The sequence below is a fragment of the Streptomyces chryseus genome, assembly GCF_014650755.1.
Lineage (GTDB): Bacteria > Actinomycetota > Actinomycetes > Streptomycetales > Streptomycetaceae > Streptomyces > Streptomyces chryseus.
The window spans coordinates 117,473-134,084 of the sequence record NZ_BMVO01000015.1; the positions used below are offsets into that span (position 1 = coordinate 117,473).

The 16,612-nt window shown below is 70.9% G+C and carries 19 protein-coding genes; 10 read left to right on the forward strand and 9 right to left on the reverse strand.

Annotated features, from left to right (window positions below; genetic code table 11):
- Nucleotides 1-42 precede the first annotated feature (42 nt).
- Entirely contained in the window at nucleotides 43-1,038 is a 996-nt protein-coding gene (locus IE185_RS21935) for a TAXI family TRAP transporter solute-binding subunit (protein ID WP_138895848.1), read from the forward strand.
- On the opposite strand, the gene IE185_RS21940 is transcribed toward IE185_RS21935, so the two are convergent.
- Both IE185_RS21940 and IE185_RS21945 read right to left on the reverse strand, forming a co-directional pair.
- The gene (locus tag IE185_RS21940) at nucleotides 1,028-2,425 is read right to left on the reverse strand and encodes a sensor histidine kinase (protein WP_138895849.1); all 1,398 of its coding nucleotides are present in this window, start codon (nucleotides 2,423-2,425) and stop codon (nucleotides 1,028-1,030) included. The genes IE185_RS21935 and IE185_RS21940 overlap by 11 nt on opposite strands.
- Before the next feature lie 6 nt (nucleotides 2,426-2,431).
- A complete protein-coding gene (locus tag IE185_RS21945) occupies nucleotides 2,432-3,142 on the reverse strand; it encodes a response regulator transcription factor (RefSeq protein WP_138895850.1) in 711 nt (236 codons plus the stop codon).
- Between the two features lie 269 nt (nucleotides 3,143-3,411).
- Between IE185_RS21945 and IE185_RS21950 the strand changes: the two genes are divergently transcribed.
- From IE185_RS21950 to IE185_RS21980, 8 genes are all read left to right on the forward strand, one after another.
- Nucleotides 3,412-4,197, forward strand: coding sequence for an amino acid ABC transporter ATP-binding protein (locus tag IE185_RS21950; protein WP_138895851.1), 786 nt, complete (start codon nucleotides 3,412-3,414; stop codon nucleotides 4,195-4,197).
- Nucleotides 4,198-4,271: 74 nt separating this feature from the next.
- The gene (locus tag IE185_RS21955; RefSeq protein ID WP_138895855.1) at nucleotides 4,272-5,186 is read left to right on the forward strand and encodes a glutamate ABC transporter substrate-binding protein; all 915 of its coding nucleotides are present in this window, start codon (nucleotides 4,272-4,274) and stop codon (nucleotides 5,184-5,186) included.
- Nucleotides 5,187-5,300: 114 nt separating this feature from the next.
- Nucleotides 5,301-5,948 (forward strand): amino acid ABC transporter permease, encoded by a 648-nt coding sequence (locus tag IE185_RS21960; protein ID WP_138895852.1) that lies wholly within the window; start codon nucleotides 5,301-5,303, stop codon nucleotides 5,946-5,948.
- Nucleotides 5,945-6,910, forward strand: coding sequence for an amino acid ABC transporter permease (locus IE185_RS21965; RefSeq protein ID WP_138895853.1), 966 nt, complete (start codon nucleotides 5,945-5,947; stop codon nucleotides 6,908-6,910). Before IE185_RS21960 ends, IE185_RS21965 begins: the two co-directional genes overlap by 4 nt.
- A gap of 143 nt (nucleotides 6,911-7,053) precedes the next feature.
- Complete coding sequence (locus tag IE185_RS21970) at nucleotides 7,054-8,751, forward strand: FAD-dependent monooxygenase (RefSeq protein ID WP_189715788.1); 1,698 nt, start codon at nucleotides 7,054-7,056, stop codon at nucleotides 8,749-8,751.
- A gap of 47 nt (nucleotides 8,752-8,798) precedes the next feature.
- On the forward strand, nucleotides 8,799-8,870 hold the full coding sequence (locus IE185_RS34015) for a putative leader peptide (protein ID WP_309544753.1): 72 nt from the start codon (nucleotides 8,799-8,801) through the stop codon (nucleotides 8,868-8,870).
- Nucleotides 8,871-8,948: 78 nt separating this feature from the next.
- Nucleotides 8,949-9,494: a cupin domain-containing protein gene (locus IE185_RS21975; protein WP_138899525.1), complete on the forward strand. Its 546-nt coding sequence runs from the start codon at nucleotides 8,949-8,951 to the stop codon at nucleotides 9,492-9,494.
- The gene (locus tag IE185_RS21980) at nucleotides 9,491-9,880 is read left to right on the forward strand and encodes a rhodanese-like domain-containing protein (RefSeq protein WP_229843632.1); all 390 of its coding nucleotides are present in this window, start codon (nucleotides 9,491-9,493) and stop codon (nucleotides 9,878-9,880) included. Before IE185_RS21975 ends, IE185_RS21980 begins: the two co-directional genes overlap by 4 nt.
- A gap of 248 nt (nucleotides 9,881-10,128) precedes the next feature.
- Here IE185_RS21980 and recX read toward each other — a convergent pair whose 3' ends face one another.
- From recX to IE185_RS22000, 4 genes are all read right to left on the reverse strand, one after another.
- A complete protein-coding gene (recX, locus tag IE185_RS21985) occupies nucleotides 10,129-10,731 on the reverse strand; it encodes a recombination regulator RecX (protein WP_138896293.1) in 603 nt (200 codons plus the stop codon).
- Nucleotides 10,732-10,734: 3 nt separating this feature from the next.
- Nucleotides 10,735-11,862, reverse strand: a complete 1,128-nt coding sequence (gene recA, locus IE185_RS21990; RefSeq protein WP_189715792.1) for a recombinase RecA — start codon at nucleotides 11,860-11,862, stop codon at nucleotides 10,735-10,737.
- Nucleotides 11,863-12,042: 180 nt separating this feature from the next.
- The gene (locus IE185_RS21995; RefSeq protein ID WP_280117288.1) at nucleotides 12,043-13,209 is read right to left on the reverse strand and encodes an AI-2E family transporter; all 1,167 of its coding nucleotides are present in this window, start codon (nucleotides 13,207-13,209) and stop codon (nucleotides 12,043-12,045) included.
- A 151-nt stretch (nucleotides 13,210-13,360) separates the two neighbouring features.
- Nucleotides 13,361-13,555 (reverse strand): DUF3046 domain-containing protein, encoded by a 195-nt coding sequence (locus IE185_RS22000; RefSeq protein WP_138896291.1) that lies wholly within the window; start codon nucleotides 13,553-13,555, stop codon nucleotides 13,361-13,363.
- Nucleotides 13,556-13,634: 79 nt separating this feature from the next.
- Here IE185_RS22000 and IE185_RS22005 point away from each other — a divergent pair, with 79 nt between their 5' ends.
- Nucleotides 13,635-14,549 (forward strand): hypothetical protein, encoded by a 915-nt coding sequence (locus IE185_RS22005; RefSeq protein ID WP_138896290.1) that lies wholly within the window; start codon nucleotides 13,635-13,637, stop codon nucleotides 14,547-14,549.
- Between the two features lie 66 nt (nucleotides 14,550-14,615).
- Here the strand turns inward: IE185_RS22005 and IE185_RS22010 are convergent, their stop codons facing one another.
- Genes IE185_RS22010 through IE185_RS22020 form a run of 3 tightly spaced genes read right to left on the reverse strand, consistent with a single transcriptional unit; the run spans nucleotide 14,616 to nucleotide 16,586 of the window.
- Nucleotides 14,616-14,924, reverse strand: a complete 309-nt coding sequence (locus IE185_RS22010; RefSeq protein ID WP_138896289.1) for an AzlD domain-containing protein — start codon at nucleotides 14,922-14,924, stop codon at nucleotides 14,616-14,618.
- Nucleotides 14,921-15,706: an AzlC family ABC transporter permease gene (locus IE185_RS22015; protein ID WP_138896288.1), complete on the reverse strand. Its 786-nt coding sequence runs from the start codon at nucleotides 15,704-15,706 to the stop codon at nucleotides 14,921-14,923. The genes IE185_RS22010 and IE185_RS22015 overlap by 4 nt, the downstream gene beginning before the upstream one ends.
- A gap of 10 nt (nucleotides 15,707-15,716) precedes the next feature.
- Nucleotides 15,717-16,586 (reverse strand): helix-turn-helix transcriptional regulator, encoded by an 870-nt coding sequence (locus tag IE185_RS22020; RefSeq protein ID WP_138896287.1) that lies wholly within the window; start codon nucleotides 16,584-16,586, stop codon nucleotides 15,717-15,719.
- Nucleotides 16,587-16,612 lie beyond the last annotated feature (26 nt).

The window sequence follows — 16,612 nt, forward strand, 5'->3', positions numbered from 1 at the left end:
CCCCCTGGTCTCCGAGGGGAGTGAACTGGCAGGATCGCGCGCATGCTCCACGCCCTCCCCCGCTTCAGCCGCCGCCGCGCCCTCCAGGGGTCCGTCGCCGCACTCGTGGTGACCGGACTGCTGCTGTGGTGGCTCCTGCCGATCGGGGAGGCCCCACCGCGCGGGAAGGTCACGTTCAGTACGGGCGTGACCACCGGCGTCTACCAGCGCTACGGCGAGCTCCTGGACAAGGAGGTCGCCCGCGACCTCCCCGACGTCGCCATGGAGCTGCGGTCCAGCGAGGGCTCCCGGCAGAACCTGGCGCGTCTGGTGAACGGGGAGGCCGATTTCACGATCGCCACGGCCGACGCGGTGGCGCAGTACTTCCGCGACGGTCTGCCCGAGGGGTACCGGCTGCGTGGTTGCGCCCGGCTGTACGACGACTACGTGCAGCTCGTCGTGCCGAAGCGTTCCACGGTGCGCTCCGCGGCCGATCTCCGGAACAAGCGGGTGGCGGTCGGCCAGGACGGCTCGGGTGTACGACTGGTGTCGAACCAGCTGCTCGAGGCCGCGGGGCTCGATCCCGAGCAGGACATCACTCCGGTGTCCATCGGCATCGACACCATGCCCCAGCGCCTGGAGAACGGCACGATCGACGCCTTCTTCTGGTCCGGCGGCCTGCCCACGGCCGCGGTCAGGGACCTCTCGAAGCGCTTCGACATCCGGCTCGTGCCCCTGGGTGATCTGGTCGACGAGCTGCACGCCGAGCCCGGCCCCTCCCGCTACTACCGGTCCGCCGTGATGCCCGCCGACGCGTACCGGGAGGCGCAGGACGGGAAGGCCGTGCCGACGGTGGCGGTGGCCAACCTGCTCGTGACGACGGACACCGTGGACGCGCGGCTGACCGAAGGGCTCACCCGTACGGTGATAGGGAGCCGGGACAGCATCGGCAAGCAGGTGCACGCGGCGCAGCTGGTGGATCTGCGGACCGCCATCTACACCGATCCGCTGGAGCTGCACGAGGGCGCGCAGCGCTACTACCGGTCGGTCAAGCCGTAGGGCCGGTGCGCGGGACCCTGAGGGTCACGCGCAGTCCCCGGGGCTCGTTGCGGGCGTACGACATGGTGCCGCCGCCCGGCAGGAGCAGGGCGCGCGAGATGGACAGGCCGAGGCCCGAGCCGCTGACGTTCTGATGGCGGTTGCTGCGCCAGAACCGGTCACCGACGCGTTCCAGTTCGTCGTCGGTCAGGCCCGGGCCGCCGTCGGCGACCGTGATCGTGCAGGTCTCGCCGTTCGGCACGACCTCGACCGTGACGTCCTCTCCGCCCGGCGTGAACTTCAGGGCGTTGTCGACCACCGCGTCCAGGGCGCTGGAGAGCGCCACCGGGTCGCCCCAGGCGGTGACGGCCGCCGGGCCCTCCCGGGTGAGGTGCACGCCCTTGTCGTCCGCCAGGGGGCGCCAGGCGGCGACCCGCTCGGTGACCAGGTCGCCGATGTCGATGAGCTGGAGGTGCGTGGTGGCCTGCTCGGCCAGCGCCAGGCCGAGGAGGCTGTCGAGGACCTGGGCGAGGCGCTTGCCCTCGGTCCGCACGGAGGCGATCTCCTCGTTGCCCTCGGGCAGTTCGAGCGAGAGGAGCTCGATCCGCAGCAGAAGGGCCGCAAGGGGGTTGCGCAGTTGGTGGGAGGCGTCGGCGACGAAGGCGCGCTGCTGCTCCAGCACTTCCTCGACGTTGTCCGCCATCTCGTTGAACGAGCGGGCGAGCCGCCTGAGTTCGGGCGGACCGCCGGCCACCGCCACCCGCGAGTTCATCAGACCCGTCGCGATGTCGTGCGTGACCGCGTCCAGGACACGTACGGGCCTGAGCACCCACCCGGTCAGCCGGAACGCGGCGCCCACCGCCACCAGCATCGCCGCGAACTCGCCCGCCGCGATGACCAGCCAGCCCTGCAGGATCCGTGAGCGCATCGGTCCGGTCGGCGAATCGGTGACGACGACCGCGACCACGTCGCCGTCCCGTACGACCGGGGAGGCGACCACGAGACGGCCCTCCTGCCACGGCCACACCTGGGGCGGGTCGTGACTGCGGCGCTTGTAGAGCGCTTCCTCGAAGGCGTCGAGGCCCTCGCCGCTCTCGGGAACGGCCCAGCCCTCCGGCGCGCTCGCCATCGCCCACTTGTCGCGGTAGAAGACGCCCGCCTTGATCCCGTACACGGCGTAGTAGCTGGCGAGTTCGGCCTCCAGCGTCCTGCGGCGTTCGTCCTGGCCGCTCTCCGTGCGTTCGGTGACGAACTGGGCGAGCGCCGCGAAACGCGCCGTGTCGTCGATCCGGTCGACGACCACTCGCTGCTGCTGTGCCGCTGCGACGCTCACCGCGAGGGGGAAGCCCAGCGCGAGCAGGATGCCCGCGAGCAGGACGATGAGGAGCGGGAGGAGGCGGGTGCGCACGTGGGGTTACGGGGCCTGTACCGACGCGGCCGGTGCGACGAGCCGGTAGCCGACCCCGCGCACGGTCTCGATGAGCGCGGGCATCCGCAGCTTGGAGCGCAGGGAGGCCACGTGCACCTCCAGGGTGCGCCCGGTGCCCTCCCAGCTCGTACGCCAGACCTCGCTGATGATCTGCTCGCGGCGGAAGACCACGCCGGGCCGCTGCGCGAGGAGCGCGAGCAGGTCGAACTCCTTGCGGGTCAGCTGCACTTCGACGCCGGCGACGCTCACGCGGCGGGTGGGCAGCTCGATGCGTACGCCGCCCAGCCGCAGCGCGGCGTCGTCGCCGGGGGCGGGCGACGGGTCGCCGGTGGCCTTGCGCCGGGCGACGGCGTGGATACGGGCGAGCAGTTCGCCGGTGTCGTACGGCTTGACGACGTAGTCGTCGGCGCCGAGGTTGAGGCCGTGGATGCGCGAGCGCACGTCGGAGCGCGCGGTCACCATGATCACCGGGGTGTTGCCGCGCTTGCGGATCTTGCCGCACACCTCGTAGCCGTCCTGGTCGGGCAGTCCGAGGTCGAGCAGGACGACACCGAAGGGCTCCTTCTCGGCCGGCAGGAGCGCCTGGATCGCCTCCTCGCCACTGCGGGCGTGGACGACCTGGAAGCCGTGGCGGACGAGGATGGCGGAGAGGGCGGCGGCGACGTGGTCGTCGTCCTCGACGAGCAGCAGCCTCATGGCACCTCCCCCTCCGGTGAAATCTCAGTGAACAGGTCCGGCGCAATACGCCTCAGGGCATAAACGCCGATGGGTCACGTTCCAGTCAAGGGACTTCCCGTTACGGGCATGTTCCGTTACGGAGCCGGTACACCGGCCCGAATCCTGTTCACGCGGCGTGTCCGCTCGAAGCCGTATCGTTATGCTCAATTTCCGCTCAGATGTGATGACGCTGGTCGTAACGGCTGGCTAGGGTCCTCCCCAACCGAGGAGGACGGAGCAAGAAGCCGATGAGCGGAGTTTCAGTGACCAAGGCCGCCGATGACGCTGCCCCCGCAGCCGACGACCTGGTCGTGCTGAGCAACGTCAACAAGCACTTCGGCGCGCTGCATGTGCTCCAGGACATCGATCTGACCATCGCCCGTGGCGAGGTCGTGGTCGTCATCGGACCCTCGGGGTCCGGAAAGTCCACGCTGTGCCGCACCATCAACCGCCTGGAGACGATCGACTCCGGCGCGATAGCCATCGACGGCAAGCCGCTGCCCCAGGAGGGCAAGGAGCTCGCACGGCTGCGTGCCGATGTCGGCATGGTCTTCCAGTCGTTCAACCTCTTCGCACACAAGACGGTGCTGGAGAACGTCACGCTGGGCCAGATCAAGGTCCGCAAGGCGGACAAGGCCGCGGCCGAGAAGAAGGGCCGGGAGCTGCTCGACCGCGTGGGCGTCGGCTCGCAGGCCGACAAGTACCCGGCCCAGCTCTCCGGTGGCCAGCAGCAACGTGTCGCGATCGCGCGGGCGTTGGCCATGGACCCCAAGGTCATGCTCTTCGACGAGCCCACTTCGGCGCTCGACCCCGAGATGATCAACGAGGTCCTGGAGGCCATGCAGCAGCTGGCGCGCGACGGAATGACGATGGTGGTCGTCACCCACGAGATGGGCTTCGCGCGCTCGGCCGCCAACCGCGTCGTCTTCATGGCGGACGGCAAGATCGTCGAGCAGGCCACGCCCGACCAGTTCTTCAGCAACCCGCGCAGCGACCGGGCCAAGGACTTCCTGTCGAAGATCCTTCACCACTGACGACCGACGACCAACGACGTCGTACGACGCACGCCGTACGACGTATGACGACCACGACTCAAGGGATGTTCACGATGAAGCTCCGCAAGACGGCCGCCGTCGCCATTGCCGTGCTCGCCCTGACCGCGACCGCCTGTGGTGGCGAGTCCGGCACCGCGGGTGACAAGCCGAAGGACCCGACCGGCGGCAAGGAAGCCCCCAAGCTTCCCACGTACACGGTCGCCAAGGACGTCAAGATCGACTCGCCGGCCCTGAAGAAGGCCCAGAAGGCCGGCAAGATCACCTTCGGCGCCAAGAACGACCAGCCGTACCTCGGCTTCGAGGACACCGACGGCAAGCGTTCCGGTTTCGACATCGAGATCGCCAAGATGGTCGCCGCCGACCTCGGCTTCTCGGCCGACCAGATCACCTTCAAGACGGTCGACTCCGGCGTCCGCGAGACGACCATCTCGAAGGGCGACATCGACCTGTACGTCGGCACGTACACGATCAACGACGAGCGCAAGAAGCAGGTCGGCTTCGCCGGTCCGTACTTCATGGCCGGAGCCGACCTCCTGGTCCGCAAGGACGAGAAGGCGATCACCGGAGCGGACTCCCTCAAGGGCAAGAAGGTCTGCTCGATCGTCGGCTCCACGCCGCTCCAGGAGATCAAGAAGCCGAAGTACGGCGCGGAGACCGTCGAGCTCTCGAAGTACTCCGAGTGCGTGCAGCAGCTCATCAACAACGAGGTCGACGCCGTCACCACCGACGACGCGATCCTCAAGGGCTACGCGGCCCAGCGTCCGACGAAGCTCAAGGTGCTCGGCAAGCCGTTCACCAAGGAGCCGTACGGCATCGGCATGAGCAAGGGCGACAAGGCGCTGCGCGACGCGGTCAGCGACGCCCTCGAGGCGCACATCAAGAACGGCGACTACAAGAAGGCGTACGACGCGACGCTCGGCCTGTCCGGCTCCGAGTTCACCGAGCCGCCGGCGCTCGAGCGTTACTGACAACCGCCGTCTGTCTTCGGTGGTGACTTTCCGGGCCCCGTACGCGCTTGAGGGGAGCGTACGGGGCGCGGTGTCCCCTGCCCGTCCGCTGCTGCCGCCCACGAGGACTTCCCCGTGAATGTATTGCTCGACCACTTGCCGGAGTTCCGTGACGGTTTCATAGGAACCGTGCTGCTCACCGCCGCCAGTGCGCTGCTCGCGATGGTGCTGGGCCTCGTGATGGCCGGTTTCCGTGTCTCGCCCGTACCGCCCCTGCGGTTCTTCGGCACCGCCTGGGTCACGCTCTTCCGCAACACTCCGCTGACGCTGCTGTTCCTCGTCGCCTGGTTCGTGGTGCCGGCCGTCTTCGGCACCGGCATGAGCCCGTGGACGAAGGCCCTGCTGGCGCTCGGCTTCTACACCTCCGCGTTCGTCTGCGAGGCCGTCCGGTCCGGCGTCAGCACGGTGCCGCTCGGCCAGGCCGAGGCCGCCCGCTCGCTGGGCATGACCTTCTTCCAGACGCTGCGCCTGATCGTCCTTCCGCAGGCCACGCGGACCGTGGTCCCGCCCCTGAGCAGCATCTTCATCGCGCTCACCAAGAACTCGGCGATCGCGGGAGCGTTCAGCGTCACCGAGCTCTTCGGTGTGCAGAAGCTCCTGAGCGACAAGGGCTTCGCCATCGCCCCGATCTTCCTCTGGGTGGCACTCGCCTACCTGGTCATCACGTTCACCATCAGCGGTCTCTTCCGGCTGCTCGAGCGGCGCCTGGAGGTCGCACGATGAGTTCGAGCGTCCTGTACGACGCCCCGGGTCCCAAGGCCCTGGTACGCAACCGCATCTACAGCGTGGTCGGCTCCCTGCTGATCCTGGCGCTGATCGGCTACGCGGTCCTCCAGCTGGCGGACCGGGGCCACTTCGCCCCCGAGATGTGGAACATCTTCAACAACGCCGGCGTCCGGGCGAACATCCGCGACGGCATCCTCTCCACCCTGCAGGTCTTCGTGGTGGCGGCCGTGCTGTCACTCGTCCTGGGTGTGGGGCTGGCGGTGGCACGGCTTTCCGACCACCGTGCCGTGAGCGCGGTGGCGACCGGGTTCATCGAGCTGTTCCGGGCCGTGCCCCTCCTGATCACCATCTACGCCATGTGGGTCCTGTTCCTCACGTACAAGGAGAACCTCGGCTTCATCGGCGAGAGTTCCGCGTACTGGGCCCTGGTCATCGGGCTGACCGTCTACAACGCCTGCGTCCAGGCCGAGGTCCTGCGGGCGGGCGTCAACGCCGTACCCAAGGGCCAGGTGGAGGCGGCGTACGCACTGGGTCTGCGCAAGTCGCAGGTCATGACGATGCTGCTGATCCCGCAGGCCGTCCGCTCGATGATGCCGACGATCATCAGCCAGCTCGTGGTGACCCTGAAGGACACCTCGCTCGGCTACATCATCACGTACGCGGAGCTGCTGTACGCGGCCCGGACGATGGCCAACAACATCATCGTCAATGACGACAATCCGTACGTCCCCGTCGTCATCGTCGTGGGCGCCATCTACGTCGCCATGTGTCTGGCGCTGTCCTCGGTCGCCACGTGGATCGAGAAGCGCGGGCGCCGGGCGAAGACCGGCATCGTGCCGGCCGCGGCCGGTGAGCCGCTGGAGGCGCCCGGTGTCCTGGAGACCGCCGCCGGACCGGTGGGACCGCAGGCTCCGGGCGGGCCCGAAGGTACCGAAGGGCCTGCCGACAAGCAGAACTGACGAAATGTGAGGCAGCGGCCACCGCGCCGCTGCCTCTGTCACTTGACGCAAGCACCCGCAGTGGGTTGCATACGTTCTGTGATCGTGCACCGGGTTCCACCTGCCACTTCCCGCATGTCCGTACGGACTGGAGGGAACGCGCCGTGGACCCGGTGATCGTCGTGGGGGCCGGTCCCGTCGGGCTGGCCCTCTCGCTGGCTCTCGCCGGCCACGGGGTGCCCTCCGTCGTACTCGACGAGGGGGCGGGCAAGGACGAGCCCCGCACGGCGCGTACAGCCCTCCTGCGGCCCGACACGGCCGAGCTGGCCGAGCGGCTCGGCTGCGCCACGGTCCGTGACGAAGGCACGCGCTGGACCGGATGGCGGTCCATGCGGCGGCATCAGGAAGTCAGGGAGGTCCGTTTCGGGGACGACGGCGACCTGCCGTCCCCCGTGCACCTGCCGCAGCACGACCTGACGCGCGGGCTGCGGGACACCGTCGCCGCGCACGAACTCGTGCGGATCGAGTCCCACAGCCGCCTCGACACCGTCGAACAGGACGACAGCGGGGTCACCGCGCACACCCGTGAGCCGGGGGCCACCTGGTGGCGGGGCAGTTTCCTGGTCGGGTGCGACGGGGCGCGGTCCACGGTGCGCAAGCTCCTCGACATCCGCTTCCCGGGCCGTACGGCGGTCGAACGCCACGCCGTCGCCGCGCTGCGCACGGAACTCCCCTGGGAGGGTGAGGCGCTGCTGCACCGCATGCCGCCGTGGCGGACCGGCGGGCAGGAAGTGACCGCCCGGCCGCTGCGGGACGGGGTGTGGCGGCTCGACTGGCTGCTGCCCGCGCGCGGTGAGCTCGTCACGCCCGAGGCGCTGGTGGCGCGCGTGCGCGACACGCTGGCCGGGTGGTGCGGCGAGACACCTCCGTACGAACTGCTCGACACCGGCGTCTACACGCTGCACCACCGGCTGGCCCGCAAGTGGCGGGTGGGACGGGCGTTCCTCGCCGGTGACGCCGCCCATCTGCTGGGGGCACTCGGGACGCAGAACCTCGACGAGGGGCTGCGGGACGTCGACAACCTCGCCTGGAAGCTGGCGCAGGCCTGGCATCTGGGCGCTTCCCAGACGCTGCTGGACAGCTACCAGGCCGAGCGGCGCACGGCCGTCGCCGCGCGCCTGCGCGCCGCCGACCAGGCACTGCCGATCCTGCGGGGCAGCGGGCTGCGGACGTACCTGCCCGGCACCGCGCGCGGGCACGACACGCTGCTCACGGACGGGCACCTGGGGCGCGGTGCCCTGGGGGCGCCTCCGGCGTACACGGGCTCCCCGCTCGCGCCCCCGGGCACTGAGGCGCAGACGCTGGTCGGTACGCCGATGGGCGGGCCGGTCGCCGACGTGCTGGTGACAGCGCCCGACGGCGCCACGGTACGGCTGCGGGACCGGCTGGGGCGGGGGCGACAGCTGGTGGTGCTGGTCGCGCCGGGAACCGGTGTGTGGGACCGGCGGCACTGGATGACCGCCGGAGTGATGCCGCGGCTGGCGGCGGCGGTGACGGCGCTGCCGGTACGGGCCGAGCTGCTGGTCACGGAGGGCTACCCGGGGGCGTCGGCGCACACCGTGCTGCTGGTGCGGCCGGACGGGCATCTGGTCGCGGCGTTCCAGGGGGTGCGGCCGGCCGAGCTGTACACGGCGGCGGACGCGGCACGCGGCGGCCCGCCGGTGTCGGCGCAGGCGGGGCCCGGTCCGCAGCGTTCCGGAGAAGCCGACAGTCCGGTGGAGTCCTCGCCCTCCGACGGCTCCGACGAGCCGGAGGAGACCACTCCGGCCGACCTCAGCGACCGTACAGCGGACATCAATTGACCCCTGCGGGCGTGCGTGGTGTACTCCGGAGCGTGACCGACACCGATGTGCGCCTGTGGCGGAGGGTCCATATGGACCTCGTCCGCTACGCGGGCTGCGTGTGTCGCCCGTCCTGCTGATTCGCCTCTTCCCTGCGCGCTGTGCCGTGCCGTGCTTCCGGCCGCGCGTTCTCGCGAACATCCCCAGGACGGTCTCCTGTGTCTCTTTCCGTACGTTCCCCGGGCGCGCCCGAAAGCGCTCCCCGGAACGCCGCCCCTTCTTCCTCGGAACTGCTCGAATTCGTGCGCCGCACCGCCGCGGACGCTTCCCTGGTGGCCTCTCTTCAGCTCGATCCCGAAGGGCGTACGTGGGTACGGCTCGACGGGCCCGGCGGCAGTGAGGCGTGGCTGATCGGCTGGCCGCCCGGTACGGGCACCGGCTGGCACGACCACGGCGGCTCGCACGGCGCCTTCGCCGCCGCGGCGGGCACGCTGCGCGAGGAGTCTCTCGCGGCGCGCATCCCCACCGAGGGCTGGAAGACCCTCGAACTGGCCGACGGGGTCGACCGGGCGCGCGAGCTGACAGCGGGCCGGGGCCGCGCCTTCGGCGCGCACCACGTGCACCAGGTGCTGAATCAGTCGGCCGACGAGCACGCCGTCTCGGTGCACGCGTACTACCCTCCGCTGCCGATGATGCGGCGCTACAGCCGCACGGGCGCGGTGCTGCGTCTGGAGCAGGTCGAGCGTCCCGAGGAGTGGCTGTGAGCGGCGGACCTGTCGGCATCGACGAACTGCTGGAGCGGGTGCGCGAGGGGCTCGACCGGCTCGGGCCGCAGGAGGCGTACGACGCCGCCTCGGCCGGCGCACTCCTGGTGGACATCCGGTACGCCGCCCTGCGTGAGCGGGACGGGCTGATCCCCGGAGCGCTCGTCGTCGAACGCAACGAGCTGGAGTGGCGGCTCGATCCCCGGGGCAGCCACCGGGCTCCGGAGGCCACGGGTCATGACCTGCGGGTCGTGGTGATCTGCAACGAGGGGTACGCGTCGAGTCTCGCGGCCGCGTCGCTGCGGCAGTTGGGGCTGCACCGGGCGACGGACCTGGACGGCGGATTCCAGGCGTGGCGCGCGTCGGGACTGCCGGTGAATCCGTAGGGGCCACCGGGGGGGGAGCCGTCGGGTGGGGAGCCGTCGGGCGCGGGCGCCCGGCGAGCTCCTGCCGCCGGCGCTTGGGCCCGGTTCCCCGAGCCCGGTCACTGGGTCCGGTCTGAGCCCGGCGCCTTGAGCCCCTTGCCTGTGCCCGGCCGCCGGTCCCGGTCCCTGAGCCCGGTTCCCGAGCCGTAGCGCCGGCACTCTCCCGCGCGCACACGTCGCTGCGGCAGGAGCAGATCCGCCGCTACGGCTCAGAACGGGTCGTAGTCCAGACCGTCGGTCGTCTCACCCTCTTCTTCGAGGGCGCGTCTGACGACCCGCAGCGCCATGCCCTCCGGGTAGCCCTTGCGGGCCAGCATTCCGGCCAGGCGCCGCAGCCGTCGGTCGCGCTCCAGGCCGCGGGTGGAACGGAGCTTGCGGTCCACCAGCTCACGGGCCCGCTCCTCCTCCTGGTCGGAGTCGAGCTGCCCCATGGCGTCGTCGATGAGGGTGGGTGCGACTCCCTTGTTGCGCAGTTCCCGGGCGAGCGCCCGCCGGGCCAGGCCCCGGCCGTGGTGGCGAGACTCCACCCAGGCGTCCGCGAAGGCCGCGTCGTCGATGAGCCCGACCTCCTCGAAGCGGGACAGCACCTCGTCCGACACGTCGTCGGGGATGCCCCGCTTCTGGAGGGCGTCGGCGAGCTGCTTGCGGGTACGGGCGGTCCCGGTGAGCAGGCGCAGGCAGATCGCCCGCGCCTGCTCACCCGGATCCTGAGGCGGCAGCCCCTTCCCGGCCCTCGACGGGGCGGGGCTGCCGCGGTCCTCGGCGTCCGTGCCTTCGCTCGCGTCCCCCGGCCAGTCCGTCCTCCGGGTCACGGTCTAGCTCTTGGCTGCCGCGGGCTTGGCCGTCTTGGCCTTGGTCGCCGGAGCCGGTACCGACTTCGCCTCAGCGGCCGCCGGAGTGCTGCCCGCCGCGTCCGCACCGGGCTCGGCCCCGGGCGCTACCGGCTTGACACCGACGCCCAGCTTCTCCTTGATCTTCTTCTCGATCTCGTCGGCGAGATCGGGGTTGTCCTTCAGGAAGTTGCGGGCGTTCTCCTTGCCCTGCCCGAGCTGGTCGCCCTCGTACGTGTACCAGGCGCCCGCCTTGCGGACGAAGCCGTGCTCCACGCCCATGTCGATCAGACCGCCCTCGCGACTGATGCCCTGGCCGTAGAGGATGTCGAACTCGGCCTGCTTGAAGGGCGGCGCGACCTTGTTCTTGACGACCTTCACGCGGGTGCGGTTGCCGACCGCGTCCGTGCCGTCCTTGAGGGTCTCGATACGACGGATGTCGAGCCGCACCGAGGCGTAGAACTTCAGCGCCCGGCCACCGGTCGTGGTCTCGGGCGAGCCGAACATCACACCGATCTTCTCGCGGAGCTGGTTGATGAAGATCGCCGTGGTGCCGGACTGGTGCAGGGCACCAGTGATCTTGCGCAGCGCCTGGCTCATGAGCCGGGCCTGGAGGCCGACGTGCGAGTCGCCCATCTCACCCTCGATCTCCGCGCGCGGCACGAGGGCCGCGACGGAGTCGATGACGATCAGGTCGATGGCGCCGGAGCGGACCAGCATGTCCACGATCTCGAGTGCCTGCTCGCCGGTGTCCGGCTGCGACAGGATCAGGTTGTCCGTGTCCACGCCGAGCGCCTTGGCGTACTCGGGGTCGAGCGCGTGCTCGGCGTCCACGAACGCGACGGTGCCGCCGGCCTTCTGCGCGTTGGCCACCGCGTGCAGCGTCAGGGTCGTCTTGCCGGAGGACTCCGGTCCGTAGACCTCCACCACACGGCCGCGCGGCAGGCCGCCGACGCCGAGGGCGATGTCCAGGGCGGTCGACCCGGTGGAGATGACCTCGATGGGGTCGTTCGGCCGGTCGCCGAGGCGCATGACCGCGCCCTTGCCGAATTGTCGTTCAATCTGCGCGAGCGCGGCGTCGAGCGCCTTCTCGCGGTCGGTGCCTGCTGCCATGGGTTCCACCCGATTTGCTTGAGTCGATCGCTTCACGTCAAAGACGCTATCTCCTGCCACTGACAACGCGCCCCGGCGTCGCCCTGACCTGTGGATAACCCTCGCAGCATCACGGCCAGAACCCCATCTGAACGGATGTTCGATTTTACTGTCAAGCGCGCTACGCCCACCGGCGGGCGGTCAGGCGTCGTCGTCCGAGCGCGGCGGCGTCCGGTCCGTGCGCGCCGCCTGCCGGGGCTCGCGGCGCAGGGTCCGCCGCAGGCGCACGAGGGCGGAGGTGCCCCGGCGCCGCGGGTGCCTGCCGTGCACGCGCGGGTCGTCCGTCACGGCGTACCGCTTCACGTACGCGCCGAGGAAGGCCTGGAGGGTCGCGATCGCCGGGATCGCGATCAGCGCGCCGACGGCTCCCATCAGCGCCGTGCCGGCGACGACCGACCCGAAGGCGACCGCCGGGTGGATGTCGACGGTCTTCGAGGTCAGCTTGGGCTGCAGCACATAGTTCTCGAACTGCTGGTAGACCACCACGAATCCGAGCACCCACAGCGCGTACCAGGGGTTGACCGTGAAGGCGATCAGCATCGGCAGCGCGCCCGCCAGATACGTGCCGATCGTCGGGATGAACTGCGAGATGAGCCCCACCCACACCGCGAGCGCGGGCGCGTACGGCACGTCGAGGATCAGCAGCAGGACGTAGTGCGCGAGGCCGGAGATGAGCGCCATCAGGCCGCGCGAGTAGATGTAGCCGCCGGTCTTGTCGACCGCGATCTCCCAGGCGCGCAGCACCTCGGCCTGGCGGGCGGGGGGCAGTACGGAGCACAGCGCGCGGCGCAGCCGGGGCCCGTCCGCGGCGAAGTAGAAGGAGAACAGGAAGATCGTCAGCAGCTTGAACAGACCGCCGAGGACGGTGGCCGACACGTCCAGCACGCCGGTCGCGCTGTTCTGCACGTACCTGCGCAGCCAGTCGGAGTTCAGGACGCTGTCCTGGACCTCGACGCGGGAGAGTTCCGTGTGGAACGTCTGGTTGATCCAGTTGATCACCTGGTCGAGGTACTTGGGGAAGTCCTCGACCATTTCAATGATCTGGCCGGCGAGCATCGAGCCGAGCAGTATGACGAAGCCGACGCCGAAGGCCAGTACTCCGATGAAGACGATGAAGGTGGCGAGGCCGCGCCGCATGCCGCGGGCCGCCATCCGGCCGACGGCGGGTTCGATGGCCAGTGCGAGGAAGAACGCGATCAGGATGTTGAGCAGCAGCCCGACGAGTTGGTGGAACGCCCAGCTGCCCAACTGGAAGCAGGCGTAGAGCGCGAGCGCGAGCACCATGGCGCGCGGCAGCCACCGGGGCATCCGGGCCGGAACGCCGCCGCCCGTCCCCGGGGGCGTGGGCGGCGGTGCGGTCGGCGAGTCTTCTTGCCCGGCGGGCTCGTCAGTGGATGCCACGGGGCCAGTGTCGCCCATGCCTGCGACATCCGGCCGCTCCCCCTTCGCGCCCCGCACGTCAGCGCTTGTCCGCGGGAACGTCCATCGCGGCGCAGACCGCGCGCCAGACGGTCTTCGCTTCCCAGCCGGCGTCGAGCGCCTGGTGCACCGTACGGCCGCCGAGTCCGGCCATCACATGGTCGCGCGCGAAGGAGTCGGCGTACGCCTCGCCGAAGTGGTCCGCCATCCGCTCCCAGAAAATCGTCAACCGCATGACTCCAGTATCGCGCCCCTGAGAGTGCAGCCCTGTCCTCGAAGCTTCCAGAGAGCGCTTTCCGCCCTACGGTCTTTCCATGGTTGGAGCCGGGGCATCCCCCCTTGTACGCGCCGAGTACTTCGTCTGGCTGACCGCCCGCGTCCTCGAACAGCGGCGGTTCGCCTACCACTTCCTGGACGGCGGTGGCGACGCGGTCGAAGCGGCGCTCGCCCCGTTCCAGGGTGAGGACGGTGGTTACGGCTACGCCCTGGAACCTGATCTGCGCGGTCCCGTGAGCCAGCCGTTGCACGTCGCGCACGCGCTGCGCGTCCTCGATTCCATCGGCCGTTGCGAGGGCCCCCGGGTGGAGCGGTTGTGCCGCTATCTGTCCGAGGTGTCGACGAAGGAGGGGGCCCTTCCGGCGGTGCACCCTTCGCTGCGCGGTTATCCGGCCGCGCCCTTCATTCCGGTGGTCGACGACCCTCCGAGTGATCTCCTGGCGACGGGCCCGGTGGTGGGGGTGCTGCACCGCAACGAGGTGTGGCACGCGTGGCTCTTCAGGGCCACCGACTTCTGCTGGGCCGCCGTCGAGGCGCTGGAGAAGTCGCATCCGTACGAGATCCAGGCGGCGCTCGTCTTCCTGGACGGCGTGCCCGACCGGACGCGGGCGCGCGCCGCCGCGGACCGGCTCGGCCGGCTGGTGCGCGAGCAGCGGCTCGTGGTGCTGGATCCGGCGCGGGCCGGGGAGGAGCCGGTCGCCGAGGGGTACGCCCCGGGCGAGCACCACTTCGCGTACGACTACGCCCGTACGCCGGGGTCGCTCGCCCGTGGCTGGTTCACCGACGAGGAGATGGGCCGCTCGCTGGACTTCCTCGCCGCGGCGCAGGAGGAGGACGGGGGCTGGCCGGTCCGCTGGCGGCAGTGGGCTCCGGGAACGGCCCTGGAGGCGCGTCCGGCCGTGACGATCGACGCGCTGCTGACGCTGCGGGCGTACGGGCGCGCCATCGGCTGAGCGCGGGTGCGGTCTCCCACGGCGGCGGGGCGGCGACGATGCTCGCCGCCGTGGGACGGACTGTCTTCAGCCGCCGACCGCCCGTACTCCGGCCGTGACGGCCACCGCGGCTCCGATCACGACGAGGAAGGGGGCGCGCAGGACGAGCGCGAGCGCAGCCGCCGCGAGTCCCGCGCCCCGTGCGTCCAGGACCAGGTGCTGCCCCGTGCTGAAGGTCTGCTGGGCGGTGAGCGCGGCCAGCAGGGCCACCGGCAGCAGGGCGGCCAGGCGCTTGACGAGCGGGCGTTCCAGGGCGCCCGCGGGCACCAGCAGGCCGAGCAGCTTGACGAGGTAGCAGCCGACGGCGGTTGCGCCGATCGCGATCCACACGGTCATCGCGCGTCCTCCTTCGCGGTACGGCGGGCCTTGCGGCCCTGGGCGTAGAGCAGCGCCGGGGCGGCGAGTGCGGCGACGAGCACCGGCACGCCGGCCGGCAGGACGGGCAGGAGGCCGAGGGCCAGGAGCACCGCGAGGCCCGCGACGGCGCGTTCCGTGCCGGTACGGAGCATGGGGGCGAGCAGGGCGAGGAAGACGGCGGGGCTCGCGGCGTCCAGGCCCCACGCGTCGGTGTCGCCGATGGCCTCGGCGCCCAGGGCTCCGACGAGGGTGGTGAGGTTCCACAGCACGTACAGGCTCAGCCCGGTGACGGTGAAGCCCAGCCGGGCACTGCGGCGCGAGGGCTGCGCGAGCGTCACGGCCGTGGTCTCGTCGATCACCCAGTGCGCGGCGAAGGGACGTACGAAGCGGGGCAGGGCCAAGAGCTGGGAAAGCCGCAGCCCGTAGAAGGCGTTGCGTACGCCGAGGAAGAAGGCGCCGGCGGCGGCGGTGAACGGATTGCCGCCCGCCGCGAGCGCTCCGACGAGTGCGAACTGGGAGGCCCCCGTGAACACGAGGAGGCTGAGCGCGCACGTCTGGAGCAGGCTGAGGCCCGATCCCGCCGAGGTCACCCCGAAGGCGAAGCCGGACAGACCGACGGCGACGCCCACGGCGAGCGCGTCACGGACGACGGCGCTGTCCGCCTTGTCCTCGGCCGGTGCGGTCGGTGCGGTCGGTGCGGTCGGTGCGGTGGACGCGGTCGGTGGTGTGCGTATCGCTGGGGGTGAGGTCTGTTCTGCCACGTCAGGGACGTTACGACGGATCGCCGGGCCCGGTCTTGTACGTTCTTGCGCGCTCCCGCTGGTAGGCGCCGGGCGGCACTCCGACGATCCGGGTGAAGTGCCGGTTCAGATGCGGCTGGTCGCTGAACCCGACCGCTGCGGCCGCGTCCACGGGGGCGGTGCCGGCCTCCAGGAGCCGCCGGGCGCTGCGCACGCGCGCGTTGGTGAGCCAGGTGTGGGGCGGCATGCCGTACGCCGACTTGAACGCGCGCAGGAGCGCGAACGGACCGGTCCCGAGTTCGTTCGCGAGCTGTTCCAGGGAAGGGGGCTGCGCCATGCGTTCTTCGAGGAGGCTCTTGGCGAGGGCCGCCGTGCGCGCTCCGGCGGCGGTCGGCGCCCGTGGGGGCAGTGCCCGGCCGTGCCGGCGCAGGAGTCTGGCGACGGCGACACGGAGCAGACTGTCGGCGGCGAGGGCGTTGCCCTCCTCGGCCGCCTGGTGCACCGCGCGGATGAGCCGGGCGGTGTCGGCGTCCTCGACGATGGTCTCGGCGAAACCGGCCGTTCCGCGCAGGCTCGTCGTCTCGTCGGCGATGCCGGCGACCACGTCCGCCGAGGGGTAGAGGGTGGCGTACGACCAGCCTTCGGGCACGCCGGCGTGGGCGGAGTGCGGCACCTCAGGGTTGATCATGACGACGGTGCCGGGGCGGGCCCTGATCGTGCCCTCCGGCATGACCACGTCCTCGATGCCGCGGAACACCGCGCCGAAGACGTACCCCTCGTGGCTGTGCCGCGCGAAGGAGTGGCGTACGTAGCGGGCCCGCAGCAGGTCGAGGCCGGGGACGCCCGGGTACTGCCAGTGCCGTGCCCACTCGCCCGCGTTCCGCGCCTCCGTCGTCGCCATACCTTCCATTCTGCGCCGTGCCGCGC

Excerpts from the sequence above, each read along its gene's own strand:
- IE185_RS21935 (WP_138895848.1), top strand. The coding sequence starts at position 43 with ATGCTCCACGCCCTCCCCCGCTTCAGCCGCCGCCGCGCCCTCCAGGGG.
- IE185_RS21945 (WP_138895850.1), bottom strand. The coding sequence starts at position 3,142 with ATGAGGCTGCTGCTCGTCGAGGACGACGACCACGTCGCCGCCGCCCTC.
- IE185_RS21950 (WP_138895851.1), top strand. The coding sequence starts at position 3,412 with ATGAGCGGAGTTTCAGTGACCAAGGCCGCCGATGACGCTGCCCCCGCA.
- IE185_RS21955 (WP_138895855.1), top strand. The coding sequence starts at position 4,272 with ATGAAGCTCCGCAAGACGGCCGCCGTCGCCATTGCCGTGCTCGCCCTG.
- IE185_RS21965 (WP_138895853.1), top strand. The coding sequence starts at position 5,945 with ATGAGTTCGAGCGTCCTGTACGACGCCCCGGGTCCCAAGGCCCTGGTA.
- recA (WP_189715792.1), bottom strand. The coding sequence starts at position 11,862 with ATGGCAGCAGGCACCGACCGCGAGAAGGCGCTCGACGCCGCGCTCGCG.
- IE185_RS21995 (WP_280117288.1), bottom strand. The coding sequence starts at position 13,209 with ATGCCCCGGTGGCTGCCGCGCGCCATGGTGCTCGCGCTCGCGCTCTAC.
- IE185_RS22000 (WP_138896291.1), bottom strand. The coding sequence starts at position 13,555 with ATGCGGTTGACGATTTTCTGGGAGCGGATGGCGGACCACTTCGGCGAG.
- IE185_RS22005 (WP_138896290.1), top strand. The coding sequence starts at position 13,635 with ATGGTTGGAGCCGGGGCATCCCCCCTTGTACGCGCCGAGTACTTCGTC.
- IE185_RS22010 (WP_138896289.1), bottom strand. The coding sequence starts at position 14,924 with ATGACCGTGTGGATCGCGATCGGCGCAACCGCCGTCGGCTGCTACCTC.
- IE185_RS22020 (WP_138896287.1), bottom strand. The coding sequence starts at position 16,586 with ATGGCGACGACGGAGGCGCGGAACGCGGGCGAGTGGGCACGGCACTGG.